The sequence below is a fragment of the Vibrio sp. genome (genome assembly GCF_047973365.1).
Classification (GTDB): Bacteria; Pseudomonadota; Gammaproteobacteria; order Enterobacterales; family Vibrionaceae; genus Vibrio.
Window position 1 is genome coordinate 27,185 of the sequence record NZ_JBKEBW010000015.1, and the last position, 26,229, is coordinate 53,413.

Genomic DNA, 26,229 nt, shown 5'->3' on the forward strand with positions numbered 1-26,229 from the left:
ATACAACACAAGGTCGCATTGTGTTGTTCATTTATTTTTTACTAATTTTGAGAGTAAATACTATGAAATTTGAAGCAGTAGTACGTACTGAACTAGGTAAAGGTGCGAGCCGCCGCCTACGTCACGCTGGTCTATTCCCTGCTATCGTTTACGGTGGTGAGGCTGCGCCTGTATCAATCACTCTAAACCACGATGAAGTGATGAACCAAATGGACAAACCTGAGTTCTACGAAGGTATCGTTCTAGTGATTGATGGTGCTGAAGTTAAGGTTAAACCACAAGACGTACAACGTCACGTGTTTAAGCCAAAAGTTGAGCACATGGACTTCATCCGTATCTAATTCCCCACCAAGGAATTAGTTGGATAAATCCAACCTTTTGCATATATAAGATAAATCAGCCTTACCATCTGATAAGTCTAAAAATTCGAAAGCCCTGACGCTACCAACGTTAGGGCTTTCACCGTTTTAGGCGCTGCAATTTTATAGCCGATTGCTTTAATACCCATTGCAGGATTAATCTGTTCAATCTTAGACAATGCGCACCGAACGCAAACACCTAAAGAATAACCTTCTAATCACATAATCATTTCAAACGCAGCTGTTTCAATTTTCAGACAATTCACATTTTATCGACATGTGCTCAGGTATTGATACCTATAGACACATTCTTTACAGACATTTTATTTTTCAACTAAATTTAAACAAACAATAAAAATGATCGTCAGTGTTGTATTTTACTTTTTATCACATGAGGTGATTTATGTTCAGGATTGTAACTAGAAGCATTCGAGCCAAACTCTCAATCTCGATGGGAATTGCTGTTGTATCGCTCATCATTTTATTTGTTAGCTATGGAACTTTAACCAAAAAACTCAATAGCGGAGTAGACAGTTTTGGTCACCAGTTCATCCCTTCCGTTTCCTTCGTTTTAAACGCAGACAGAGACTTGTACCAAGCCTACGTAGCTCAACTGCACTATGTGCTCAGTCCCGGCAAAGAAGACTTACAAGATTTTAAAGACAATGCGCAGCAAGCCTATGACCGCATGATGAAGTTTAAAAACCTTATGAGTACTCACCCCACCATCATCGCCAAAGTAAACGATTTTGATAACCGCTTTAAAACGTGGCAACAATCATCAAATAAATTTTTCACTCTTGTGGACAGTGGCAAAACCAAAGAAGCAGAGACACTGCTTGGTTCAAAAGTTTCTCAGGATTTTGAAAATCTGCGCCAACTCTACGATGTTGCTAGCCAAGAACTCGATTCTCAAGCCAAAACTGAAGTTAATATATTCTCCGATGAAACCACGGCAATGCAATTTTACATGCTCGTGTTCGTTGCTCTTATCATCATTGTTACCGCAGCGCTGAGCTACATTGTGCCTAAGGTATTAGTAAGCAGCGTGAACGATCTTACCCGCCGCATCAAAGAAATTAGCGAAGGCGATGGTGATTTAACCCAACGAATTAACTCTCAACGTAGCGATGAATTGGGCAAATTGGCCTCTGCATTTGATGACTTTGTCGCCAAGCTTCAGACGCTAATTACTGAGATTTCATCAAGCAGTGCATCGTTAGATAACAATGCGCTGCAATTGGCAAATACGCACGAAAACGCTCAGCAGGTTAGCGGTGAACAGACAAAAAGTATCGAGCAAATTGCGGCAGCAGTGAATGAATTCAGTGTCTCTATTCGTGAAGTCGCTGAACGTACTTTAAGCACTGCCAGTGAAACAGACCATACCGCCGAACTAACATCACAAGGTATGAAGGTCGTCGAAAACTCCGTTAATGAAATTAACCAATTAGCCAACTCCATTAAAAAGGCAAATCAAGTTATTGAGCAACTTTCACACGAGTCAAAAAACATTGCGACAGTGCTTGAAGTGATTCGCAATATTGCAGAACAAACTAACTTACTCGCACTTAATGCTGCAATTGAAGCCGCTCGTGCAGGGGAACAGGGTCGAGGTTTCGCGGTTGTTGCGGATGAAGTTCGTTCACTCGCCAGTAAAACACAAAAATCGACAGAAGAAATTCAGTCCATGATCGACAAACTGCAAAATGGTGTGAAAGATGCGGTGAGTTCGATTTTGGATGGTTCAAATCGAGTTGAGAAAAACGTAGAACTCTCTTTGAATATTCAACAAATGTTTGAATCCATCCAGTCATCTGCAAACATAGTGAGTGATATGGCAACGCAAATAGCGACGGCAACCGATCAACAAAGCAGCGTATCAGAAGAGCTAAGCGCTAACCTAGAACACCTGAATGAGCAGAATCGTGTTAGCCAAGGCTTGTCTGATGAAATTAATGATGTCGCGAAACGGGTCGGTAAGTCTGTTGGCAAACTGTCTAAAGATGTAGGTCAGTTCAAAATCCGCTAACACGATTAACGAGACTGAACGAAAATCATCACACGCAACAGCAAAGGAGCGCCTTCTGGGGCTCCTTTTTGCTTTCTGTCGCAATTAAAGTACATGATAAACATACCAAAATAACGATATGTACTCAGTTTCATGTTTATAATGACGTTAGCGACTTTTCATCACTATTCTATTTCCCTTAGAGGCCAGACTTATGACAGTGAAAATCCCATCCCTTGCCCATTGCCGTTTTCAACATGTCCCTGAATTACTTACAAATGTGCTATCGCTGGCAATCCTTTCATTACTATTCAGTTCTTTTGTTCTGGCATCAGAAACGCCGCAAGCCGAGGCTGTAACCAGTAAGTCTCCGGTTCTCGATGTCAAAGTCAATTCAGTGAATGTTGAATTGACGACCGTTGGTGAGGCAACGAAACAGTTAGCCGATGCGATGCAAGCATTGTCTGGATCTCTGGATACATTGGCAAAAAGTGATGTCGAGCTGTCAGCAGAGAATCAGCAAAAGCTGTCAGATATGATCGGTAGTGCGACGCAATTAACCAACTCAGTAAACAGTATGTTACAGACCATTCCAACCACAGCTTCTGAACTGCCTCAGGTGAACGATTCTCTTGCCGGTATTGCGCTTAGCTTAGAATCGATTAACAACGACGTGCTAGAGATTCTTGCTCAGTATCCCGATTTCGTCAGTAACACAGAAAAACTATTTGCGGTGTCAAAAGACCACATTCCAAGCATTTCACTCAATGTATTAGATAACCTATTTTGGAAACTGATCATTACTCTGATTATTGTCGTCACTATTATTCTGCTGCTTGCTGTAGGGTTACCAGTCGCATTCATTTATGGCATCGTGGCAAAACCGAAAAAAGCCCTATTAGCAAAACTGGCAGCCAAAAACTAATACCTTCAAGTAAGGCACTTGCCTAGCCATAAACGATGATGATGAAAACAATATTGACTACAAATAACTCATTAGTACAACTAATGATTTGCACTGAGTACGATATATTGTAAATTTGCAAAAAAATATAAGTTGTCTTTATGTATTGCCAGGTAGGAAACATACGATGAATCTTTCATTGTTTGAAAAATTCTTAAATAAACTCAATCCTAATGAGCGATTGATTGTACAAGCCCATGATTTTCCGGATCATGATGCGATAGCGTCAGCATTTGCTATGGCCTATTTACTTCGTAAACAGGGATTCTCTCCGTTTATTACCTATAACGGATTTGTCGATAGAATATCACTACGCAACCTGATTGATTGGCTTGAAATACCACTTGTCGAACCAAGCAAATTAGCACTAACACCCAATGACAAAATTATTGTGGTTGATGGCTGTATTGGTGAAAAGAATGTTACCGACTTCCCTGGGTTGGAGGTCGCGGTGATAGACCATCATCAAGTGGTCGCTCCGGACTTCGTTTGGTATGCGGACATTCGCCCAGAATATGGCTCAACAGCGACCATCATGGTGGAATATTTCAATTATTTTCAACTTGATATACCACAGCGTATAGCAAGCGCTTTATTGGTTGGGCTCACCTTTGATACCGCAAACTTTACGCGAGCAGTAAGCCCTGCTGATATAGACGCTCTCATTCTCCTCCAATCCAGAGCAGATATGTCAGAGGTAAATAAAATATGTCGAAATCAACTCGAGTTAGGCGATCTGCCATTATTTGACTCGCTACTGGAATCGATGCATAGAGAGAACAATTGTGTTTTTGCAATGCTGCCAGAAGGTTGCCCAAAAAACATGCTTGGCGTATTAGGCGATTTTTTGCTCGGTGTCAATGAAGTGGATTTGGTTGTTCTTAGTACCAGAAACCACGAAAAGACCTTCATCTCTCTTCGTTCCGAATGTAAGCAAAATAATATGGCAAAAATCATCACCGAAGCTTTAAATCATACAGGCATAGGTTTCGGCGGAGGTCATCCACACATGGCCGCAGGAATCATCAACCATAGTTATCAACTTGATGATGAATTCCACTACATATACCAACTAATCAAACCAAAGCTCAAACTCGCTGCTGCGTAAACTCACAGCAATTTGTGGCAATAATGTGTCCTGAAAAGGCTTTTCTGAACATAAAGTTATTGGGACATTGACGTTAATCGGTTATTTTTAAACTCCGTCTGCTAACGGAGTTTATTATGAAACTATTCAGCGCTCTTCTGATCTTACTGCCCATGCTAATGGCTTGTTCGCCAGACAAAAGCGTACAAGCTCTTGGCACATTAGAAAGAGACAGAGTTACCTTTTCTGCCACCAGCAATGAAATCATCCGAGAACTACCCGTAAAAGAAGGCAGTCAAGTTAACATTGGCGACGTTTTGGTTAAGTTGGACACAACCCGCCAACAAGCCGTGCTTGCACAAGCGCTAGCGCAGCAAGCGAAAGCTAATGCTTACCTAACTAAGCTAACGAATGGTGAACGACCTGAGGATATTGCTGTTGCTCAAGCTAAAGTGACCTTAGCAACGGCAAAATTAACCGAAGCCAACAAAAACTATCGCCGCAAAGCGGAGTTAGTTTCGAAAAAACTGCTCAGTGAATCTGAAAAAGATACCGCTCTATCAGCCAGAGACTCAGCAAGAGCCGAGCTTGATTCTGCCCAAGAGGAATTCGCAAAACTCACCGCAGGTACTCGTGTTGAAGATATAGAGCAGGCAAAAGCTGAGCTGGCAGCCGCCATTGCTAATACCACAGTCCAACAGCAAAAACTCAATGAACTTACTATCGTCGCAACGCGTAACGGAGTATTAGATAACCTGCCCTACAATCTGGGTGAACGCGTTTCTATCGGTAGTATTGTTGCAGTAGTTCAAGCCAATAACGCGCCTTATGCTCGCGTATACGTGCCGGAACCTTACCGGGTCAAATTAACCCAAGGAACCACTCTGGTTGTACATATTGATGGACTAGAGCAAACCTACAAAGGAACGTTGCGTTGGATTGCCAATGACCCTTCATTTACGCCCTATTATGCACTGACAGAGAATGAACGAGCTCGATTAATGTATCTGGCAGAAATTGACTTAGCGGAAGATGCTCAAGATCTGCCGTCAGGAATTCCAGCTCAAGTCGATATCCCCTAAGTACAACGATGACTAAAGGTGCAGCGATGACAGAATACGCAATTCAGGCCAATGACGTCGTTAAGAAATTTGGCGATTTCACCGCCATAGAGGGTATTAATTTAAATGTTGCCAAAGGCAGTATTTATGGTTTTTTGGGACCTAACGGTTGCGGTAAATCCACCACCATCCGAGTGTTGACGGGTTTGCTAAGCCCTACTTCTGGTTCGGTAAAAGTTCTGGGGTTAGAGATCCCCAGACAATCGGAACTGCTGCGCCTAAAAATAGGTTACATGACCCAGAAGTTTTCCCTTTACGACGAACTCACCGTTGAAGAAAACTTGCAGTTCATGGGACAAATCTTTGGTATGGACCGCAAAGCACTCACTCTGCGTACCAATGAGCAATTGATTACTTACGGGCTGGATAAACGCAGAAAGCAACGTGTGTCGAGCATGAGTGGTGGTCAGAAGCAGCGCCTTGCACTCGCTGCTGCTACTATGCACAATCCCGAACTGCTGTTTCTCGATGAACCAACCTCAGCGGTTGACCCGGAAAACAGACGCGAATTTTGGGAACAGTTGTTTGACCTTTCTTCACAAGGTACAACCATTCTCGTCACCACTCATTATATGGACGAAGCGGAGCGTTGCCACAGACTCGCGATTATGGAAGCGGGTGAAATACGTGCTGACGACGAACCAGAAAAGCTCATGCAGCAGATGGGCGTCAATGTGGTAGAAGTAAAAGCCACGAATCTGCGCAAACTCAAAGAACAACTCATAATTCGGCCAGAAATTCGTTCTGCGGCACAGTTGGGTGTTCGCCTGCGTGTATTGATAAACAGAGAAATAGAAAATCCAATCGAATGGCTGAAAACGATTGAGCCCAGTTTACAAAACACCGAGTTAGTGATTGCACGCCCAAGTCTGGAAGATGTGTTTGTCACAGTAACAGGGAAAGGACGCCAATGAATAGCCTATTTCGGATGAAAGCGGTGATGATTAAAGAGCTGCGTCAACTGTCACGTGACCGTATCACTTTCGCTATGGTGGTTATGATACCGCTGATACAACTACTGCTGTTTGGCTATGCTATCAATACTGATGTGCGCAATATTCCTGTCGCGGTGGTCGATCAAAGCCAGAGCACATTTGGTCGCTTGCTCACAGAGTCGGTTAAGTTAACCCAGGTGGTTACGGTTACAGAAAAATACGCGACAGCGAAACAAGCCGAACAGGCTATACAGCAAGGGGATGTTCGCGCTGCGTTAATTTTGCCGAAAGATTTACTTCAGCGCTTACAAGAAGGCAGAGAGCTTGGGCAATGGCTCGTCGATGGTTCAGACACCATTATTGCTGGCTTCATCATGGGCTTAAAAGCCATGCCTCTAACTGACTTTGATTTCAACATAAAACCAGCAAGCACCGCTACGTTTGAGATCACTTTGCTTTATAACCCCAGTCGTCGCTCTGCGGTCAACATCGTTCCCGGTCTTTTGGGTGTCATACTGACGATGACGATGATTCTCTTCACCAGCGCCGCCATTGTACGCGAAAGAGAGCGCGGTAATCTTGAGCTACTGATTACAACGCCTGTACACCCTATTGAATTAATGGTCGCAAAAATCGTCCCCTACATCTTCGTTGGTTTGATTCAAGTATTTATCATATTAGGGCTAGGACATTTTATTTTTGACGTACCCATTAACGGTGATCTGAGTCAGATTCTATTTGGCACCCTGCTGTTCATTTCCGCCAGCTTAACGCTAGGGCTTATGATCTCAACCTTTGCCAATACACAATTACAAGCGATGCAGATGACGGTGTTTATCTTACTTCCTTCCATTCTACTTTCTGGATTTATCTTCCCTTATGAAGGTATGCCGGTTCTTGCGCAGTGGATAGCCGAAGTATTACCCGCGACGCACTTTATGAGATTAATACGGGGCATCGTACTTAGAGGGGCGGATTTAACAGATTTATGGAAAGACACCGCATGGTTGGCGGGTTTTACTCTTCTTGGCCTCATTGTCGCTTCACTAAGATTCAAAAAATCCTTGGATTAAGAAGACAAAACCAGTTTGAGAATTCGTCGCAACTCACTATTGAGCAACGCTTTCATGGTATCTCAAACAACTTTGTGAACAATTACGCATTAGAAAAAATATAGTTCGCTCTTCGTTGACTAAAAAATGAGCAGATCCTAACTTTTTAATGGTCACATCGTTTACGGAGGTCAAAATGAAACGCGCGAGTAATAGCTATCGTCTGCAACTGATCAAAGAAGTTGCTATCAGGACACAAGCATCTAACGCCGATCCTACCGACCCAATGGCTTGCCATATACGAGCGATCATTTCCGAACAACATAATGCTGAACCATTTAGAGAGATGAATAGCAAATTCAACGGATCACACTTCGATGCTCATGCAGGTGGCTGGGTAAGTGACCGTTGGACTTTAAAGTAAGCTCCACTTAAGAGCCCGCTGCTTGCAACAACTAATGGAGTAAAGGTTATTGATTGTTTCAAAACAATGATTGTTGTGGGCTTTCGGCTTCGGGAGCCCCTTCGTTGCTAGTCTTACCTTGAGCTAATTTTCTGCGATAGCGTTGTCGACATAGTTTAATAACATGGATTTTCTGTGCAGACGTCATCTCCAGCCAACCAAAACGCTCTTCCCGCCTACGCATACATCCACGGCAGTAGCCTTTATCGTCCATTGAACAAACACCAATGCAAGGACTGGGGACAGTAAAAAATTCAAGCTGTTCCATTACATTACCTTCTGTTTTGGTGACTGGGTGTTAAGTCAAATTTCAACGGCTTCTTCAGCGACTAAAAATGTTGCTCAATAGTTATAAGTATAGAAAAGAGAAGTTTCAATCAACAAATTCTAATCAATCTAAATACTTGTTCATCAGTTGGAAAACAAAGTGATGAATCTATTTCGTCGATCACTGTCACACAGGAAATCGCTCATCCTATCCAAGTTAAATCGAATGTCCTAGCATTCATCGAAACGTTTCGATGAACTGTTTTTTTACCGTTATTGCGATAAAAATACTTTGTTCCAGCGACTAAACATTTGCGAATACAAAGGTAAGACAATGAAAAAAAGCACCCTACTGAACTCAGAACTTTCATATTTGATTGCAACCCTTGGTCATACCGATGAGATCACCATTTGTGATGCTGGCTTACCTATTGCTGAAGAAACCCTGCGCATTGATTTAGCGTTAACTCATGGTATCCCAAGGTTTTTGGACACAGTGCGCGTGATTCTTTCTGAATCTCAAATTGAAGGAGTGGTGATGGCAAGCGAGTTTGCCCAAATAAGCCCTGAGCTGCATACCGCTTTGCTCCAAGAGCTTAAAGATGAAGAAGCTCGTTGTGGTAAGAGCATCGAAATTGCCTACGTGTCGCATGAAGAATTCAAAGTGCGCACACAAGATAGCCGCGCTGTTATCAGAACCGGCGAATGTACACCTTACGCAAACGTCATTTTCCAAGCAGGTGTGGTTTTTTAATTCCCTCCCCTCTCCTTGCAGGGAGAGGGAAAATAGACAGTTTTAAGGTTTTGCATCTCACACGCAAAATGAATAAAAATATAAAATCTTTCTATTTTTCCTAAAACACTGAGGACAACCTTTATGAATAAGTTGGTGGTATTCGGTAGCGTAAATGCTGACCATGTTCTTCAAGTACCGACTTTCCCTCGCCCGGGAGAAACGCTGCATGGTCGCAATTACCAAGTCATTCCAGGTGGCAAAGGAGCAAACCAAGCGGTCGCTGCCGCACGAATGAAAGCGGATGTCGGCTTCATAGCCTGTGTGGGCGATGACTCATTTGGTATCAATATTCGCGAAAGCTTCAAGATTGACGGTATCAATGTATCCGGTGTGAAGCTTCAACCTAACTGCCCTACTGGCATTGCAATGATTCAGGTTGCAGACAGCGGTGAAAACAGTATTTGTATTTCAGCCGAAGCCAATGCAAAACTGACAGCAAATGCGATTGAGGAAAACCTAGGTCAAATCAGCAACGCGCAATATCTGCTTGCTCAGCTTGAGACACCACTGGATGGCATTATCAAAGCGGTACAAGTAGCAAAAAGTGCACAAACTAAAGTCATCTTAAATCCAGCACCAGCTCGTGAGCTACCAGATGAGCTTTTGAGTTGTGTTGATATCATTACGCCCAATGAGACCGAAGCCGAAGTGCTAACGGGCATCGCTGTATCTGACGATCAGACAGCACAACAAGCGGCAGATGCACTTCACAGCAAAGGTATTGAAACCGTGATGATTACTTTAGGTGCAAAAGGTGTCTGGTTGAGCCAACAACAAGGCAAAGGCAGCATCATTCCCGGCTTTAGAGTGAAAGCGACAGATACAACCGCCGCCGGTGATACCTTTAACGGTGCTTTTGTCACTGGTTTGTTAGAAGAAATGCCTTTAGAATCAGCAATTAAATTTGCCCATGCAGCCGCGGCGATTTCGGTTACTCGCTTTGGTGCACAAACCTCAATTCCACAACGGGCAGAGGTTGATGCATTCCTAGCAGAACAGAGCTAAAGGGCACAGGTGTCACGGCAACAATGAAGGCTTTAAGCGTGCTCTGTGCGAAACAGGTTTAGCAAATGCCTTACATTTGGCAATTGACCATTCGTTAAAATTTATACATATCAATAAGTAACGAACAAGCTGATGTAGTACGAGGTTCAATCTATGACCTTCGGCTGACAAAAACAGTGTTTTATTGTCTATACTGAGCCCAATGTCCACATTCGGAGTGAAACATATGAAGCTGATTTTAAAATCGCTACTTGCAGCGGTTACGCTACCTGTAATGCTAACGGCTTGTCAAAGTACGGGGGATGACGTGCAAATTACGGCTCAAGATCTACAACATCACAATTGGCAGCTTATCCAAGTTGATGGTAAAGACGTAGTGAAGAATGAACGCTTAAAAACTCCTAGCTTAGAAATCAGTGAGAAAATGATCGCGAGTGGTAATGCTGGTTGTAACAACTTCTTTGGTCAAGCGGAACTGAAGGACAACAAGTTCCGTATTGAAAAAATGGGCAAAACCATGAAGATGTGTATTGGTGACATCATGGATACTGAACAAGCAGTTTCTCAAACGCTGCAAGGCTGGAGTGATATCACCTTGACGAAAGATTCCTTAGTGCTGAAAAACGATATACACACCCTGACATTCAAACTTGCTGACTATATGAACTGATCGTATGTCATCATAAAAAATAGCAGCCAGTGGCTGCTATTTTTGTATTCGATGAACAGAAACAACTCAGCTAAACACCAATGCCTTTAGTGCTGACTCCGAATTAATATCTGCAAATTCTGGCGGATTATCTAAGCGATATTGAAAGGTTAAACTCGGTGCTTCCACAGCCATCCCTTCAATCAGAAAATCACTGCTTACCATTGGCGAATTGACACAAGCCAGTACTTCACCATCTTCATTCAGCAACTCAGGTAAGCGACGAAGGATACGCTGATAGTCTTTAGTGAGTGCAAAGCTACCTTTCTGAAATGATGGCGGATCGATAATAATCAGGTCATACGGACCAGATTTTTTAATTTTGCCCCACGATTTAAAGATATCATGACCAAGAAAGCTCACCTTATTGAGGTTGTGCTGGTTCAGCAGATGATTTTCACGTCCTTTTGATAGAGACCCTTTCGCCATATCGACATTCACCACCTTGTCTGCACCACCAGCGATTGCCGCCACAGAAAAACCACAGGTGTAAGCAAACAAGTTAAGAACAGTTTTATGCTTCGCGTGCTCTCGTACCCAGTCGCGACCTAAACGCATATCAAGGAACAAACCAAAATTTTGGTTTCTGCCAATATCAAGCTGATATTTCAGACCGCTTTCAACCACAACCGACTTTGCATTCAGCACTCCCCACAATACTTGCGAAGGCGCTCCTTCGGCATAGCGGTGCTGCAGCAAGATGCAGTTGCCGTTTCGCTGCTGCCACAGGTTAGATTGAGATAACGTTTGTAAACCGAGCTCAAGAGCTTGTAGAAAGTCTTCTTCCACTTCTTTAAATAGATTGACCACCAGTTGCCCTTGCAACCAGTCACAAGTGATTTGTTCCAAACCGTCCCAACGTTGACCGCGACCATGAAACAGTCGACGAACTTCATCGGGAGCTTGTGCTAACTGAGCATTCAGCTCTTCAAAAAATATAGGTAAAGCAGAGAGTTGCATAATATTACTTTTTCACTGATGGCCAGTTTAATGACCAAGGTTGTAACCATAATTCGATGTTTTGCCTTACAACATCATCGTTCCATTTCTGACCGAGGTTTGGTTTATTTCTAGGGTCACAAACAAACTGAAAGACTTCACCTGAATATACAAACGTCAGAGCGAACGCATGTAAATAACCTCGGTCTGCTTGATTTGATGTATTGTAAATAGGATCACCTATGATGGAGGAACCTATCGACTTCAGTGCTACGCGAATCTGATGTGTTTTCCCGGTATGAGGTTTACAAAGAAACAACCGCTCTCCCGGTTGCGCAGATGCCGAGAAAAACTGAGTAATGGCAGGGTTCTGTTGACTAGCAATCAGCTTCCAGGAAGAACGTCGCGAACGCTCCATGTCGCCGCTGATTACTCCTTGTTTCTTTTTTGGTTTTTTGCTGCCAAGCGCCAAATAAAATTTCTCCACGTCTCGATGAGCAAACGCCTGAGATAACTCACTGGCAGCCGGAGCATTTCTCGCCAACAATAAAATGCCCGATGTCATCTTATCTAAACGGTGCACCAAATAGAGCTGAGAATCGCCACTGACCTTCCCCACTTCTTGCAGAAGCATAGTATCGCCATCATCTTTATGCACCGATACATTCGGGTGTTTGTTGATAACGAGAAAATCAGCATGAGTAAATAGAATATCGAACATTTTGCCCCTCAATAACGGACGGCCATTATACTCAACTGAGAATAAAGGTCAGTAAAACATTACATTTCAACCGTTCGATAGCGTAAAAATGCAAAAGGTCGCTAAAAGCGACCCTTCAAACTTAACTATCTGTCATACAAGCAGAACAGTTATGCGAAAAACACTAGCAGCATTAGCACCGGACAGACAAAACGCACATAGGTCGGCCAGATTTTCCAGAACCAACTACTTTCGATTTCTGAGTAGCCTTCTTTAAGCTCATTCAGCACATGGTTTCGGTTCCAAATCCAACCGGCTAGAAGCGTGATCAGCAGAGCAATGATTGGCTGAGAGTAAACCGTTGTGAATTGGATAACTAAACCAAATAAGCTTGAGAAATTCATAACGATCACACCTGACACGATAGTCACCAGACCACCAATCCAAAGAACAGCGGTGTTACGGTTCTGCTTTAACTCTTCCGTTGCACAAGATACTGGCACTTCTAACATTGAGATTGATGAAGTAAGAGCCGCGATAATCATTAGCAAGAAGAACACCACACCAATAATTGCGCCAACAGAGCCCATAGTATCAAACATTGCTGGCAGAACAGTGAACACCAGTGTATCTGAATTCAGAAGCTCGCCAGATTCAGAAAAAATTTCTACACCGTGATTTTTCGCGACAAACATGGCTGGCAGAATCACTAGACCAGCAATAAACGCAACACCTGTATCGATAAGCGCTACTTGAGCTGCAGTCTTTGGAATATTGGTGTCTTTCTTTAGGTATGAGCCGTATGTGGTCATCACACACACACCTAAAGATAGCGAGAAGAATGCTTGTCCCATCGCACCCACAATCAAAGATGGCGTAAAGTGAGAAAAATCAGGGATAAGGTACATCTTCAGGCCTTCCATTGAGCCTTCTTGGGTGAAGATGTAAACCGCCAGTAGAGCAAACAGTACAAATAGCAGCGGCATTAAACGAGTCGACCACTTTTCGATACCATCAGCAACACCACTACGAACAACATACATAGTGATAGCCATGAAAGAGACCATCAAGACTAAGTTACGCTCAGTACCAAAACTGGTTAACCAATGGCTCGCACTATCCATACCGAACAGTGTTAAACCACTGCCAAAGAAAGACCCGATCAGCCAACCTGCCACGATTGCGTAAAACGCCAGGATCAAAGACACAACAATTAGCCCCACAACACCAAGCAGAATTGCGCCGGTTTTGCCTTGTGGCCAAATAGATTTGAATGAGCTAATCGGGTTAGACTGGCCGTAACGACCGATGGTGAGTTCGGCTACCAACATCGGAAATGCAAGTAGGAAAACCATAGCCAGATAAACAAAAAGAAATACCGCACCGCCATTACTTGCAGCTTGAGTTGGGAATCCCCAGACGTTTCCTAAGCCTACAGCGGAACCCGCTGCTGCCATGATGAAGCCAAATCGAGAGGTGAACTGACCTCTAGAACTACTTGCCATAATTTTTATACCAATCTGTTTTTATATTAAAGTGTGTTTGCGTTATATGTATGTCGATATCCAATTGCCATGTGTACATTAATTTTTACACAAACAAAAATATCAATAGATATCGAAGTGGTGGCAAGTAAAACAGTTTGAGAATAAAATTGGAAGCCCGAACAGACTAATTTATGGCATTTAGATCTATTATATAGATTAAATGATGCTTTTTTATTCTATTTGTAAGAATTTATTCCTACAAATCACCAGCCATTCAAAAGCATCCCGCTGCACACTCTTTTACATTCATTGACGCTAATTTCTTTCTTCACTTATGCTTTAGATTTAATATCAACATTCAGTATTTCAGATATAAGTGACTCATGGATAAGGTTTATCATTTTCTAACGCTTGCAGGCATTGCCCTCTACTGGTTCCTTGTTGCCGGTGTTACGTTGCGTGTGGTACTCAAACGCAATGCTGTCAGCGTCTCTTTAGCCTGGCTTATGGTCATTTATATCCTGCCAATTCTTGGGGTGATTTGTTACTTTTTGTTTGGCGAGCTCAATTTGGGCCGCAAACGAGCAGACAGAGCCAAAGAAATGTTCGCACCATTTGGTGAGTGGTTTCAGTCTTTAAATGAGTGTCAGGCTCACATGCCAGAAACCATGGGCGCACACATCTATAAAATAGACGAACTGTGTAACTACCGCATGGGTATTCCTGCTCTTTCCGGAAACACCTTATCGTTGTTAAATTCACCAAATGAAATTCTCCACTCCATCATTGACGATATTGAACAAGCGCAGTCAACCATCCGCATTGTGTTCTACATTTGGCATCCAGGTGGATTGGCCGATTCTGTCGCCTCAGCTTTGATTCAAGCAGCAAAACGAGGTGTTGATGTCAAAGTACTGCTTGATTCAGCGGGAAGCCCCCGCTTTTTCCGCAGCCATTGGGAAAAAATGATGCGAGATGCCGGCATTGAACTGGTTCAAGCACTGGAAGTCAGTCCTTGGCGTATTTTCTTGCGTCGTCTAGACCTTCGCCAGCATCGTAAAATTATCGTTATCGACAACAAAGTCGCGTATACAGGATCAATGAACATGGTTGATCCGGCCTACTTCAAGCAAAACTCTGGCGTTGGGCAGTGGATTGATATCATGGTTCGCGTGACGGGTCCTACGGTCAACGTGCTTTCTGCCATTCATTGCTGGGACTGGGAAGTTGAGACCGGTAAACGCGAACTCCCTCCACAGCCAGAGTGCCAGTTGAACCCACATTTACCTCAACATCCTATTCAAGTGGTTCCGTCTGGCCCCGGTATGCCAGAAAACTTAATATCACAAGTACTAACCCTTGCGATTAATCAGGCGAACGAGTCAGTGTGTATTACTACACCCTATTTCGTACCCAGTGCTGATCTATTGGCAACGCTGAAAATGACAGCGCAACGCGGAATTAAAGTAGATTTAATCATTCCATTAAAAAATGACTCGCTGATGGTTCAATGGGCTTCTCGATCGTTTTATGGTGAATTACTCGAAGCTGGTGTCACGATCCATAAATTCTACGGCGGTTTACTGCACACCAAATCGGTAGTTATTGATAGAAAGTTCTGTTTGGTTGGAACAGTAAATCTCGATATGCGCAGTCTATGGCTAAACTTTGAAGTAACACTTGCGGTCGATGACCAAGAATTCACCGAAGAAATGCATTGGTTACAGCAAAGCTATATCGAACAATCAAAAGAAGTTGAGTACGAGCGTTGGGAGAAACGCCCACTTGGCTATCGATTCTTAGAACGTGTATTCTACCTGTTTAACCCACTTCTTTGATCTTTTTGTCTTTGCAGGGTTGCATTCAAACATGGCTCCATGGTTTAAATAGGCAAACGATGTATTTAACAAGGACAAACCATGGCAGAAGGAAAGAAAACTACGCTAGTCACCGCTGGTCGTAATAAAAAGTGGACCAACGGAGTAGTTAACCCGCCCGTTCAACGAGCTTCAACGATTGTGTTCGATAGCGTTGCGGAAAAAAATCACGCCGCTGCGAACCGCACCAATAAAACACTCTTCTATGGACGTCGTGGTACAACCACTCATTTTGCGTTTCAAGAGGCGATGAATGAAGTAGAAGGTGGCGCGGGCTGTGCACTCTATCCTTGTGGTACGGCTGCAATCAGCAACACCATTTTATCGTTCGTAGAAACGGGCGACCACATTTTGATGGTGGATACCTGTTACGAACCAACACGCGACTTTTGTGACAAAATCCTTGCGAAATTGGGTGTAGAAACCACTTACTTCGATCCAATGATTGGTGAAGACATTCGCGGGCTGATTAAAACGAACACCAAATTGCTATTCTTGGAATCTCCGGGTTCTATTACCATGGAAGTCCAAGATGTTCCTCTGTTATCAAGCATTGCTCATGAAACTGACATCATTGTGGTACTCGATAATACATGGGGGGTTGGCGTTAACTTTTCTCCATTCGCGCACGGTGTAGACATTTCTGTTCAAGCCGCAACGAAATACATCGTCGGTCACTCAGATGTGATGCTTGGTACCGCCGTTTCGGTGGAAAGATACTGGCCACAACTGCGTGAACAAAGCTATTTGATGGGGCAATGTGTATCACCGGACGATGCATATTTAGGATTACGCGGTTTGCGTACGCTTGATGTTCGTCTTCGTCAACATGCCGAAAACAGTATGAAAGTTGCCGAATGGTTGGCTGCACGCCCAGAAGTGGATCATGTTCGCCACCCGGGGTTGCCTTCTTGCCCGGGGCACGAATTTTTCAAACGCGATTTTACCGGTGGTAATGGTCTGTTTTCGTTTGTGCTTAAAACATCCAGCCCTAAAGCCACCACAGCCCTGCTAGATGGAATGAAGCATTTCAGCATGGGGTATTCATGGGGTGGCTTTGAAAGTCTTATTCTCGCTAATGAACCCAATAGCTTTAATAGCCTACGTACCGTGGCAAACCCACATTTCGAAGGTACGCTTATTCGCCTGCATATTGGCTTAGAAGATGTGAATGATTTAATCGCTGATCTAGAAGCCGGTTTAGCTCGCTACAATTCGATAATTTTGGAGCAAGCGGTGACTGCCTAATTTGTTCGGAATAGATGAGAAAAAATTCATCCTATTAAATCGGCTAGGCAAGCGAAAAGAGCACTCTTCAGTGCTCTTTTTTCATGAATATAGATTTATTTCTTAGGGCAATGTTCTAGGTGGTCGTTAACCATTCCAACAGCCTGCATCAACGAGTAGCAGATAGTCTCGCCAACAAATTTAAAGCCTCTTTTTTTAAGAAACTTGCTCATCGCTTTTGATTCCTCTGTCGATACTGGTATTTGGCTCATATCCTGCCAGTGGTTCACTTTCGGTTGACCACCAACAAACTGCCATAATGCTTTATCAATCGAGCCAAACTCATTTTTTAGTTCAATTGCCGCCCGGGCATTGGAGAACACAGAGGCGATTTTTCCTTTATGCTTTACCACATCAAAATTGTCGATGATCGCCTGAACACGTCCTTCATCGTATTGCGCTAACTTATTGATATCGTAATTCTCAAATGCCTGACGGTAAGCTTCGCGCTTCTTCAATATGGTTATCCAGCTTAATCCGGCCTGTGCACCTTCTAATGTAATAAACTCAAACAACTTAGTGTCATCATGCACAGCAATCCCCCATTCAGCATCATGATATTCTCGCTCTAAAGGATGTTTCATTGCCCATGCACAGGTGTTATCCGCGTTGTCAGCCATACTGTTCTTTTTCCTTCGTCATTGTGATCTGTTTTTATAATTTATTGAATTCTCGGTTCACTTTGAAAGCTTCAGAAGTGACATAAGCTTCCATATTCTGAACTCGCTTTTCAACCCTGTTTAGGTCTTCATTTAGGGTATTAAGCAGCGCATCTGCTGTTTGCCCCTGCTCCCAAGGTTTGCTTTTTAATGTGTGCTCACGTTGTGCTTTTACCGTTTGCTGATACTGATATGGCTGCTTTTCTAACATTAGCATCAAAGCAACATACACCAGCACGATTAGAAAACCACCACCCAACAAACCTGCCGAGATAACCAGTATACGAACAACCCACACTTCCAGACCAAAGTAATTTGCAAGGCCAGCACATACACCGCCTATCTTACCGTTGATAGGGTCTCTGTATAGTTCGCGGCTATTCATAGTTTCTTCTCCAGTTTGGCGATTCTGCATCAAGAATTCGTTCCAGATTTTCCACCCGAGCCTGTAAGCCACTCGCCTTATCGGAAATTTTTTGCAACATTTCATAGTCTTCTGACGAAAGACCGCTGCCGACTTTACGTTTGCTGCGGTAGTGCAGAAACAGCCACAGTGGCGCGACAAAAATCAGGAAGACGATAAGAGGTCCAGCGAAAAATACTGAAGCCATAGACTGCTCCTATTATTTATAGTTATTGGATTATTGCTGATGCTGTTGCATTTGTTGTTTTAACTTTGCCAGTTCTTGCTCAATTTCGTCTTGAGCCTGAAGTTCGGCAAACTCTTGGTCAAGTGATTTACCTTGTGCCGATTGAGCATAAAGATCCGCTTCAGCTTCCAGTTCATCCACTTTACGCGAATACTGCTCAAACTTCGCCATTGCTTCATCAGTGCGATTGGTATGCAGATGACGCTGCACATTACGACGATTTACCGCAGTTTGCGAACGAATAGCAAGTGCTTGTTGCTTGGCGCGAGTTTCTGTGATTTTGCTTTCCAATTTAGTAATTTCACCCGTAAGCTTATCAATGGTTTCCTCAACCAACGTCTGCTCAGTGTGCAAACTCTTCAGAACGGATTGAAGTTTTTGCTTTTCAATTAAAGCAGCACGCGCCAAATCTTCACGCTGTTTGTTTAATGCTAGCGTAGCCTTGCTTTGCCAATCTTCAATTTGTTCATCGATACTGGCAACTTTACGAGCCAGTTCTTTTTTGTCTGCGATAGCTTTAGCTGAGTTGGTACGAACTTCCACCAGCGTGTCTTCCATCTCTTGGATAATAAGACGAATCATTTTTTCAGGGTCTTCCGCCTTATCAAGCAATGCGCTGATATTGGAATTAACAATGTCTGCAAAACGAGAAAAAATACCCATATCTGACTCCCTATACTTAATCAAGCTGTACTGTTTAAATCGATTATCACTGACAATATTCCAAGTTCCATGCCAGCTTTTCAGGTCATATTTTTCAAATAGTTACATTGAAATATAAAATCACCAAGACTATGCTATAAACATTTTCACCAATAGTTGGTGAATTTCGCCAACCGATTTAGCTGATGTTTATCAGTACTAACTTCAGACCAATGAAAACTGAGTCATGAAAGGAGAAAAATAACGGTGCAACAGAATTTAATTGGGGAATCCCCTGCCTTTCACGCCGTACTGGATAAGGTCTCTCGCCTTGCTCCTATTGACCGCCCAGTACTGATCGTTGGTGAACGAGGTACAGGTAAAGAACTCATCGCTCAACGTCTTCACTATCTATCAAAACGGTGGGATCAGCCGTTGATCTCGCTAAACTGCTCAACACTGAATGAAGGATTGATCGATTCCGAACTGTTTGGTCACGAGTCTGGTTCTTTCACAGGTTCCAAGGGCAGACACCAGGGTCGCTTCGAACGAGCTGAAGGCGGCACTCTATTTTTGGATGAACTCGCCACGGCACCTTTAGCGGTACAAGAGAAACTGTTGCGAGTTATTGAATATGGACAATACGAACGTGTAGGCGGTAATCAAGCACTCAATGCCAATGTGCGCTTGGTGTGTGCAACCAACGCAAACCTGCCTGAACTCGCCCAACACGGCGGCTTTCGAGCCGACTTGCTAGACCGCCTGGCATTCGATGTCATTCATCTCCCACCACTTCGTGAACGTAAAGACGATATTGGTCTACTGGCAGAGTATTTTGCGATTCGAATGTGCCGAGAGCTTGAGCTGTCGTTTTTTGCCGGCTTTACATTACGAGTAATCAACGATCTCACTCAGTACTCTTGGCCGGGGAATATTCGGGAACTGAAGAATGTGGTTGAACGCGCCGTTTATCAGCACGGTACTGCGGATTTTCCCATCGATTCTCTGATCTTCAATCCATTCAAAGCAGAATGGAGAACTGATGAAAAATTACGCGAAGAAGCAGTAAAGACAGATAATTCAAAGCAAACTGAATTAGCATTTCCAATGGATTTTAAACAGTGGCAACAGCAGCAAGACAAATACGTGATTACTGAATCACTGAAATTCGCCAAGTTTAATCAACGACAAGCAGCTAAATCGCTCGGATTAAGCTATCATCAATTTCGAGGGCTAATGAGAAAATATCAACTCTCAAAAAATGAATAACCCTATCCTTTTTCTTGGTTTAACACGTTAAAGAATGGTAAATTAACAGGATTTTGAGGCAAACGTGATTATGACTAAACGTGGCTGTTACTTTTAGAACTACTGTTATTTTTAGAACTAATAGAAAAGTTATCGCTCATAACTACGGCGGAATAATTACCTTGCTTCGTTTCCCACACTGTTTTTCTATATGAACTCTTTATTACGAATCACGCTCGGATTATGCGGACTAAGCTTTCTTGCTGGCTGTGGAGAAGAGATCGACCATAGCCAAATCCGCCAAAACGGTTTTGTGTATTGTGGTCAAGGCAGCCCTAGTACCTTTAATCCTCAGCTCGTGGATAGTGGCATTACATCTGAAGCATTAAGCCCGCAGTTGTACGATACCCTTATGAAGCTTGATCCGGATACTCACACGCCAATTGCAAATATCGCAACTCAATGGCAAGTCAGTGATGACGGAACAGAATATACCTTTAACCTTCGCACTGGTGTGAATTTTCATACTACGACTTGGTTTACACCAACTCGCCCATTGAATGCTAAAGATGTCGTGTTCAGCTTTAAACGAATTATCGATCCAACGCACCCATTTCATTACGTCAGCAATGGTAACTATCCTTGGTTTGCCGGTATTAATTTCTCGAACCTTTTAAAAGACGTAACCGCCGTTGATGACCAAACAGTGAAGTTTACACTCAACCGCCCTGACAATAGCTTTTTATCAAATATTTCAACCACTCATGCGGTTATCTTGTCAGAAGAGTATGGTCAACAGCTTCAGATTAGGGACGAAAAACACAATATTGATGCACAGCCAGTCGGTACAGGTCCATTCTATCTGGAAGAATTCCAAGTTAACGATCTCGTTCGTCTACGCCGCCATAATGGTTACTGGAATAGCCCGGCAAAAATGAAACAGGTTGTATTCGATATTTCTCAACGGGGTACAGGGACACTAGCAAAGCTTCTCCGTAATGAGTGCGATGTGTTGAGCTTCCCAATTTCTAGTCAGATTCCTGTTATTCAAAAACAAGACAATATTGACCTATCGATTAAACCTGCAATGAACGTGGCTTTCATCGCCGTCAATACTTCACATCCTGCCTTGAATGACGTTCGAGTGCGTAAAGCACTGAACTTTGCCATCAACCGTCAAAACATACTTGATTCTGTTTACTACGGAACGGGAAGTATTGCTTACAATATTTTGCCGCCAAGCTCTTGGGCATATCAAAAAGATGACATTCAGATCCGCTACGACCGTAATTACGCGCTAGGCTTGTTGCGTGATGCTGGTTACGCGAATGGTTTGGAAATGACGATGTCAGTGCCTATTGAACCTCGTTCATACAACCCTAGCCCGCGAAAAATGGCAGAGATGATTCAGGCGAATCTAGCGAATATTGGCGTAACGTTGCAACTTATTCCTGAAAGCAATGCAAATCGCTCTCAGTTGGCGGAAATGAGTCATATCGACCTGTTTCTGAGAGGATGGACAGGTGATACGGGTGACCCAGATAACTTCTTGCGCCCTCTACTTTCTTGTGGATCGAACCTGGCAGGGCTTAATGCTTCCATGTGGTGTAATAGCGATTTCGATTTCTTACTTGATTTGGCATTAGAAGTCGATAAACCTCGTTATCGCCTCAATCTTTACAAACAAGCGCAAACCATTTTGAACCAAGAGTTTCCTGTTATTCCTATCGCACATGGAATGCAGTTTAAAGCATACAACAAATCTTTAACTGGCTTCCGCCTAAGTCCCTTTAGCGTGGAGCCATTCAATGAAGTGAAGAGGATTGCCGAATAATGTTTATCTATACGGTACGACGATTTAACCTCTTTATTATCACTCTCCTTATCCTAACTCTGGTTGGGTATAGCCTATTGCGTCTTGAGCCCCAGTCTCCATGGGCGGTTCAGGAGTTTTGGCATGGGTGGTGGATGTATCTTAACGAACTCTCTCAGTTCAATTTTGGCGTGAATAAAAACGGCGTTAAAATTGCGGATGAACTTGTCAAAGTGTTCCCTGCAACGCTGGAACTTTGCTTCATTGCATTTTTGCTGTCTCTGTTTGTTGGTCTTCCGATTGGTACTGTGGCTGGTATGAAACAAGGTAAATGGATTGATACCATTATCTCCTTTACCTCCATGTCAGGTTACTCTGCGCCGCTCTACTGGGTCGCGCTAATGATGGTTATGATCTTCTCACTACATTATGGCATTTTCCCCGTATCTGGGCGTTATGACCTGCTGTATGAAGTACAGCCAGTGACCGGTTTTATTCTTATCGACGCTTTCTTTGCACAAGGCATTAACAGCGCCAACATTCTGCACAGTGTGTTTGAACACATGATATTACCGTGCTTTGTATTAGCGTTGACTCCTACCACACAGGTCATCCGTTTAATGCGTTCATCGGTTGCGGATGTGATGTCACAGAATTATGTTCGAGCAGCAAGAATTAAAGGCCTATCCTACTATCGAATTATTACTCAGCACGTATTACGTAATGCCATTCCGCCTATCATTCCTAAATTTGGTGTTCAGTTATCCAGTATGTTGACTCTTGCTATTATTACTGAGTCAATTTTCAACTGGCCAGGTATTGGTCGTTGGTTGCTCGATGCACTATCGAATAAAGACTACGTGTCCATTCAGGCGGGTGTGATTGCTGTAGGTTCCTTGGTATTAACAGCAAATATTCTATCGGATTTGATCGGTGCGATGATCAACCCTCTGGTGAGAAAGGAATGGTATGCTAACAAATAATATTTATCAGGAAGAGCACATTCCAACCCAATTTGAACGTTTTTGGCGTAGTTACAGAGCCAACAGCTTAGCCATGTTTGGACTCTGGAGCTTAAGTTTAATCATAGTCATTACCTTGGCTTCGCCTTGGTTGATGCCTCATGAACCACATGCCCAAACGGGTCATCTTCTTATGCCACCATCTTGGGATCCATCAGGTTCAGTAGAGTATTTCCTCGGTACAGATGATTTAGGTCGCGATATTTTGTCTCGTCTTATCGATGGTTCACAACTCACTTTTGGTGCTTCTGTCGTTATCACGTTTATCGCAGCGTTCATCGGATGCTTAATCGGTATTTTTGCTGGGATGACGAAAGGCCTTCTATCAAGCACACTAAACCATCTATTAGACACAGTAATGTCTATTCCCTCACTGTTACTGGCGATTATTTTCGTCGCCTTTTTGGGATTTGGCGAATTTAACGTACTGTTGGCGATCTGCCTGGCTCTCATGCCGAGGTTTATTCGTTCGGTTTATATTGCTGTACACAATGAAGTCGAAAAAGACTACGTAATGGCGGCTCGTCTTGATGGTGCTACGGACTTTTATCTACTTTGGAACTCCATATTACCGAATACACTGCCAATGCTAGCACAAGAGCTTACAATGGCTCTGTCTATTGCAATACTTGATATCACAGCATTGGGTTTTTTAGGTCTTGGCGCACAAGCCCCAAGTACTGAGTGGGGCGCCATACTGGGTGATTCTGTCGAGCTGATCTATCTCGCCCCTTGGACTGTTACCCTTCCTGGTCTTGCGATTATGTACACCGTAGTCATGATAAACCTTGTTGGTGAAGGCGCTCGCCAAGCATTAAATGCAGGAGTCGAATAATGCCATTGTTAGATATTCGTCATCTGACTATCGAACTTGATACGCCTCAAGGACTGGTAAAGGCGGTTGATCGTATGAGTCTCACCCTAAACGAAGGCGAAATTCGAGGTCTTGTCGGTGAATCAGGTTCAGGTAAGAGCTTAGTTGCAAAAGCAATTGTAGGACTGACTAAAGAAAATTGGCGAATTACCGCTGACCGTATGCGACTCGGCAATATTGATTTACTTCAGCTTACGCCCAGAGAACGACGGCGTGTTATCGCGCGTGACATTGCGATGATTTTCCAGGAACCATCAACCTGTCTCGATCCATCAGAAGAAGTCGGTAGACAACTGATTGAATCTATTCCTATGCGAACATTTGACGGTAAATTGTGGCAACGCTTCACTTGGCGTCATAAACAAGCCGTTGCCCTGCTGCATAAAGTCGGCATCAAAGATCATAAACGCCTAATGCGAAGCTATCCTTACGAACTGACGGATGGTGAATGCCAGAAAGTGATGATCGCCATGGCGATTGCCGTGAAGCCAAGGCTACTGATCGCTGATGAACCAACCAATGATTTAGACCCAATCACACAATCTCAAATACTGCGTTTGTTGAGCCGTATGAATCAGGTTAACAACACCTCAATATTGCTTGTCGGCCATGACTTAACCACCATAACTCAATGGGCAAACCGCATTACCGTAATGTACTGTGGTCAGTCTGTTGAATCGGCAGATACCAATAAAATTCTCGAAGAACCTAAGCATCCATATACCGCGGCGTTGCTAAAAGCGATGCCAGATTTCAGTGATTGGATTCCACACAAACAGAAACTTCACTCTCTGCCGGGTTCAATACCGCCACTACAGCATTTGCCCATCGGCTGCCGCTTAGGACCACGTTGTCCATACGCTAAAAAGCAATGTGTTGAAGTTCCAAGAAGTCAAATTATTAAGAATCACAAATTCGCTTGCCACTTCCCTCTTAACGTAGAGCAAAAATCATGAGCGTTTCATTATTAGAAGTCAGTGAGTTAAAAAAGAACTTTGTAACGCGCTCTGGCTTGTTCCGTAAAAAAGTGCATGAAGCCGTTAAACCGGTGAGTTTCACTCTTGAAGCGGGTCAGACGATCGGCTTTATCGGACAAAACGGTTCGGGGAAATCCACGCTCGCACGAATGCTCGCCGGAATGATCGAGCCAACATCAGGACAGATTCGCGTTAACGGTGAATTACTTGAACATAAAGATTATTCAGCCCGCTGTAAGCTCATTCGAATGATCTTCCAAGACCCTAACACCTCATTGAATCCCCGAATTCAAATTGGTCGCATATTGGAGGGGCCGCTAAAACGGAACACTAGCATGCCTCCTGAAGCGCGTGAAAAGCGGGTCAAAGAGACATTACAGCGTGTTGGTCTGCTACCGGAACATGCCTATTTTTATCCACAGATGCTTGCTACAGGTCAGAAGCAACGTGTGTGTCTTGCGCGAGCACTTATTCTGCAACCATCGGTAATTATTGCTGATGAAGCACTCAATGGTTTAGATATGGCGATGCGCTCTCAAATCATTAACTTGTTTTTGGAGTTGCAAGAAGAAATGGGCGTCTCGTTTATCTATGTGTCCCAACATATCGGTGTTATTAAACACATTACGGACAAAATCATGGTGATGCACGAAGGTGAAGTGGTTGAATTTGGAGATACATTGGAGGTGTTAGCAGATCCACAACACCCGATAACGCAACGTATGATTGAGAGCCATTTCAACAAAGCGCCTAGCTTTAAGTAAAAAATAGGCTTCAAGTAAAAAAATAGAGCCAAACATTGGCTCTATTTTTTTACTTGAAGCCTATTGACGACGAGCGTTTTGCTTATCGAGTTCGGAATCAAACTCATCAGGAAATAGCACCACGCCTTCTTCATTATCATTTGGGAAAACGACGACAGAAAGGTCATCCTGCTCTAAACCACTTGTCCACCGACTACGCCATTTGTTGTACGAAATAGCTTCTGCTTCGCAAGAACTCCATTCACCGGTTGCCCAGGCTTCAGCAAACTCTCGATTCGGCCAAACTGGCACGCAATCGTCGTCTTCGGTATTCAACATTACGCAGCCATGTTCGTCTTTGAGAATCCACACTTGTTGATTCGCTACAATTTCTTTAATGCAGTATTTAAAACGCTGCTCTTGGTCGTACTGATTGATTGTCGCGATTTGTTCCGCGGTTAACGCATTGGACATATTAGCCTCCAAATAAAACGCCCACAGCAGTTTCTAAGCTATGGGCGTTAAAACCTTTATAGGTTGGG

28 protein-coding genes are annotated in these 26,229 nt (G+C 43.4%); 19 read left to right on the top strand and 9 right to left on the bottom strand.

The features are described 5' to 3' along the window. Nucleotides 1-62 precede the first annotated feature (62 nt). From rplY to ACK5MF_RS02260, 8 genes are all read left to right on the top strand, one after another. Nucleotides 63-341, top strand: a complete 279-nt coding sequence (rplY, locus tag ACK5MF_RS02225) for a 50S ribosomal protein L25 (protein WP_416918941.1) — start codon at nucleotides 63-65, stop codon at nucleotides 339-341. A 421-nt stretch (nucleotides 342-762) separates the two neighbouring features. Next, nucleotides 763-2,391 (top strand): methyl-accepting chemotaxis protein, encoded by a 1,629-nt coding sequence (locus ACK5MF_RS02230; protein ID WP_416918943.1) that lies wholly within the window; start codon nucleotides 763-765, stop codon nucleotides 2,389-2,391. Between the two features lie 193 nt (nucleotides 2,392-2,584). Next, nucleotides 2,585-3,295 carry a hypothetical protein gene (locus tag ACK5MF_RS02235; protein WP_416918945.1) on the top strand — a complete coding sequence of 237 codons (711 nt, stop codon included), beginning with the start codon at nucleotides 2,585-2,587 and terminating at the stop codon, nucleotides 3,293-3,295. 166 nt (nucleotides 3,296-3,461) lie between these two features. After that, nucleotides 3,462-4,442: a DHH family phosphoesterase gene (locus ACK5MF_RS02240; RefSeq protein ID WP_416918947.1), complete on the top strand. Its 981-nt coding sequence runs from the start codon at nucleotides 3,462-3,464 to the stop codon at nucleotides 4,440-4,442. 116 nt (nucleotides 4,443-4,558) lie between these two features. Beyond that, nucleotides 4,559-5,503, top strand: a complete 945-nt coding sequence (locus ACK5MF_RS02245; protein ID WP_416918949.1) for an HlyD family secretion protein — start codon at nucleotides 4,559-4,561, stop codon at nucleotides 5,501-5,503. A gap of 26 nt (nucleotides 5,504-5,529) precedes the next feature. Then, nucleotides 5,530-6,456: an ABC transporter ATP-binding protein gene (locus ACK5MF_RS02250; protein ID WP_416919049.1), complete on the top strand. Its 927-nt coding sequence runs from the start codon at nucleotides 5,530-5,532 to the stop codon at nucleotides 6,454-6,456. Then, nucleotides 6,453-7,550, top strand: a complete 1,098-nt coding sequence (locus ACK5MF_RS02255; RefSeq protein ID WP_416918951.1) for an ABC transporter permease — start codon at nucleotides 6,453-6,455, stop codon at nucleotides 7,548-7,550. The genes ACK5MF_RS02250 and ACK5MF_RS02255 overlap by 4 nt, the downstream gene beginning before the upstream one ends. Before the next feature lie 175 nt (nucleotides 7,551-7,725). After that, complete coding sequence (locus tag ACK5MF_RS02260) at nucleotides 7,726-7,953, top strand: hypothetical protein (RefSeq protein ID WP_416918953.1); 228 nt, start codon at nucleotides 7,726-7,728, stop codon at nucleotides 7,951-7,953. A 58-nt stretch (nucleotides 7,954-8,011) separates the two neighbouring features. Here the strand turns inward: ACK5MF_RS02260 and ACK5MF_RS02265 are convergent, their stop codons facing one another. Continuing rightward, a complete protein-coding gene (locus ACK5MF_RS02265; RefSeq protein ID WP_416918955.1) occupies nucleotides 8,012-8,260 on the bottom strand; it encodes a DUF1289 domain-containing protein in 249 nt (82 codons plus the stop codon). A 333-nt stretch (nucleotides 8,261-8,593) separates the two neighbouring features. Between ACK5MF_RS02265 and rbsD the strand changes: the two genes are divergently transcribed. The 3 genes from rbsD (at nucleotide 8,594) to ACK5MF_RS02280 (ending at nucleotide 10,730) form a co-directional block, all read left to right on the top strand. Continuing rightward, nucleotides 8,594-9,013 (top strand): D-ribose pyranase, encoded by a 420-nt coding sequence (gene rbsD / locus ACK5MF_RS02270; protein ID WP_416918957.1) that lies wholly within the window; start codon nucleotides 8,594-8,596, stop codon nucleotides 9,011-9,013. A gap of 123 nt (nucleotides 9,014-9,136) precedes the next feature. After that, nucleotides 9,137-10,060, top strand: coding sequence for a ribokinase (gene rbsK / locus ACK5MF_RS02275; RefSeq protein WP_416918959.1), 924 nt, complete (start codon nucleotides 9,137-9,139; stop codon nucleotides 10,058-10,060). A gap of 226 nt (nucleotides 10,061-10,286) precedes the next feature. Beyond that, the gene (locus tag ACK5MF_RS02280; protein WP_416918960.1) at nucleotides 10,287-10,730 is read left to right on the top strand and encodes an META domain-containing protein; all 444 of its coding nucleotides are present in this window, start codon (nucleotides 10,287-10,289) and stop codon (nucleotides 10,728-10,730) included. A gap of 66 nt (nucleotides 10,731-10,796) precedes the next feature. Here the strand turns inward: ACK5MF_RS02280 and ACK5MF_RS02285 are convergent, their stop codons facing one another. The 3 genes from ACK5MF_RS02285 to ACK5MF_RS02295 all read right to left on the bottom strand — a co-directional run bounded on the left by ACK5MF_RS02285 (nucleotide 10,797) and on the right by ACK5MF_RS02295 (nucleotide 13,913). Then, complete coding sequence (locus ACK5MF_RS02285) at nucleotides 10,797-11,729, bottom strand: class I SAM-dependent methyltransferase (RefSeq protein WP_416918962.1); 933 nt, start codon at nucleotides 11,727-11,729, stop codon at nucleotides 10,797-10,799. 4 nt (nucleotides 11,730-11,733) lie between these two features. Beyond that, on the bottom strand, nucleotides 11,734-12,429 hold the full coding sequence (locus tag ACK5MF_RS02290) for a TIGR01621 family pseudouridine synthase (protein ID WP_416918964.1): 696 nt from the start codon (nucleotides 12,427-12,429) through the stop codon (nucleotides 11,734-11,736). A 149-nt stretch (nucleotides 12,430-12,578) separates the two neighbouring features. After that, nucleotides 12,579-13,913: a sodium-dependent transporter gene (locus ACK5MF_RS02295; protein ID WP_416918966.1), complete on the bottom strand. Its 1,335-nt coding sequence runs from the start codon at nucleotides 13,911-13,913 to the stop codon at nucleotides 12,579-12,581. Nucleotides 13,914-14,278: 365 nt separating this feature from the next. Here ACK5MF_RS02295 and cls point away from each other — a divergent pair, with 365 nt between their 5' ends. Together cls and ACK5MF_RS02305 are read left to right on the top strand one after the other, a co-directional pair. After that, nucleotides 14,279-15,733, top strand: a complete 1,455-nt coding sequence (gene cls, locus ACK5MF_RS02300) for a cardiolipin synthase (protein ID WP_416918968.1) — start codon at nucleotides 14,279-14,281, stop codon at nucleotides 15,731-15,733. A gap of 81 nt (nucleotides 15,734-15,814) precedes the next feature. Next, nucleotides 15,815-17,020 carry a cystathionine beta-lyase gene (locus ACK5MF_RS02305; RefSeq protein WP_416918970.1) on the top strand — a complete coding sequence of 402 codons (1,206 nt, stop codon included), beginning with the start codon at nucleotides 15,815-15,817 and terminating at the stop codon, nucleotides 17,018-17,020. 95 nt (nucleotides 17,021-17,115) lie between these two features. Here ACK5MF_RS02305 and ACK5MF_RS02310 read toward each other — a convergent pair whose 3' ends face one another. Genes ACK5MF_RS02310 through pspA form a run of 4 tightly spaced genes read right to left on the bottom strand, consistent with a single transcriptional unit; the run spans nucleotide 17,116 to nucleotide 19,031 of the window. After that, nucleotides 17,116-17,679 (bottom strand): DNA-3-methyladenine glycosylase I, encoded by a 564-nt coding sequence (locus ACK5MF_RS02310; protein WP_416918972.1) that lies wholly within the window; start codon nucleotides 17,677-17,679, stop codon nucleotides 17,116-17,118. A 34-nt stretch (nucleotides 17,680-17,713) separates the two neighbouring features. Next, complete coding sequence (pspC, locus tag ACK5MF_RS02315) at nucleotides 17,714-18,103, bottom strand: envelope stress response membrane protein PspC (RefSeq protein WP_416918974.1); 390 nt, start codon at nucleotides 18,101-18,103, stop codon at nucleotides 17,714-17,716. Further along, complete coding sequence (gene pspB / locus ACK5MF_RS02320) at nucleotides 18,096-18,329, bottom strand: envelope stress response membrane protein PspB (protein ID WP_416918976.1); 234 nt, start codon at nucleotides 18,327-18,329, stop codon at nucleotides 18,096-18,098. Before pspB ends, pspC begins: the two co-directional genes overlap by 8 nt. A gap of 30 nt (nucleotides 18,330-18,359) precedes the next feature. Continuing rightward, nucleotides 18,360-19,031, bottom strand: a complete 672-nt coding sequence (pspA, locus tag ACK5MF_RS02325) for a phage shock protein PspA (RefSeq protein WP_416918978.1) — start codon at nucleotides 19,029-19,031, stop codon at nucleotides 18,360-18,362. A 246-nt stretch (nucleotides 19,032-19,277) separates the two neighbouring features. On the opposite strand from pspA, the gene pspF reads away from it, so the two are divergent. The 6 genes from pspF to ACK5MF_RS02355 all read left to right on the top strand — a co-directional run bounded on the left by pspF (nucleotide 19,278) and on the right by ACK5MF_RS02355 (nucleotide 25,708). Further along, nucleotides 19,278-20,279 carry a phage shock protein operon transcriptional activator gene (pspF, locus tag ACK5MF_RS02330; protein WP_416918980.1) on the top strand — a complete coding sequence of 334 codons (1,002 nt, stop codon included), beginning with the start codon at nucleotides 19,278-19,280 and terminating at the stop codon, nucleotides 20,277-20,279. Nucleotides 20,280-20,469: 190 nt separating this feature from the next. Next, nucleotides 20,470-22,092, top strand: coding sequence for an ABC transporter substrate-binding protein SapA (gene sapA, locus ACK5MF_RS02335; protein WP_416918982.1), 1,623 nt, complete (start codon nucleotides 20,470-20,472; stop codon nucleotides 22,090-22,092). After that, nucleotides 22,092-23,054 carry an ABC transporter permease gene (locus ACK5MF_RS02340; RefSeq protein ID WP_416918984.1) on the top strand — a complete coding sequence of 321 codons (963 nt, stop codon included), beginning with the start codon at nucleotides 22,092-22,094 and terminating at the stop codon, nucleotides 23,052-23,054. Before sapA ends, ACK5MF_RS02340 begins: the two co-directional genes overlap by 1 nt. After that, complete coding sequence (locus tag ACK5MF_RS02345) at nucleotides 23,041-23,928, top strand: ABC transporter permease subunit (RefSeq protein ID WP_416918986.1); 888 nt, start codon at nucleotides 23,041-23,043, stop codon at nucleotides 23,926-23,928. Before ACK5MF_RS02340 ends, ACK5MF_RS02345 begins: the two co-directional genes overlap by 14 nt. Continuing rightward, the gene (locus ACK5MF_RS02350) at nucleotides 23,928-24,923 is read left to right on the top strand and encodes an oligopeptide/dipeptide ABC transporter ATP-binding protein (protein WP_416918988.1); all 996 of its coding nucleotides are present in this window, start codon (nucleotides 23,928-23,930) and stop codon (nucleotides 24,921-24,923) included. Before ACK5MF_RS02345 ends, ACK5MF_RS02350 begins: the two co-directional genes overlap by 1 nt. Then, nucleotides 24,920-25,708, top strand: a complete 789-nt coding sequence (locus ACK5MF_RS02355; RefSeq protein ID WP_416918989.1) for an ATP-binding cassette domain-containing protein — start codon at nucleotides 24,920-24,922, stop codon at nucleotides 25,706-25,708. The genes ACK5MF_RS02350 and ACK5MF_RS02355 overlap by 4 nt, the downstream gene beginning before the upstream one ends. A gap of 60 nt (nucleotides 25,709-25,768) precedes the next feature. Here ACK5MF_RS02355 and ACK5MF_RS02360 read toward each other — a convergent pair whose 3' ends face one another. Continuing rightward, on the bottom strand, nucleotides 25,769-26,161 hold the full coding sequence (locus ACK5MF_RS02360) for a DUF2750 domain-containing protein (protein WP_416918991.1): 393 nt from the start codon (nucleotides 26,159-26,161) through the stop codon (nucleotides 25,769-25,771). Between the last annotated feature and the right edge of the window lie 68 nt (nucleotides 26,162-26,229).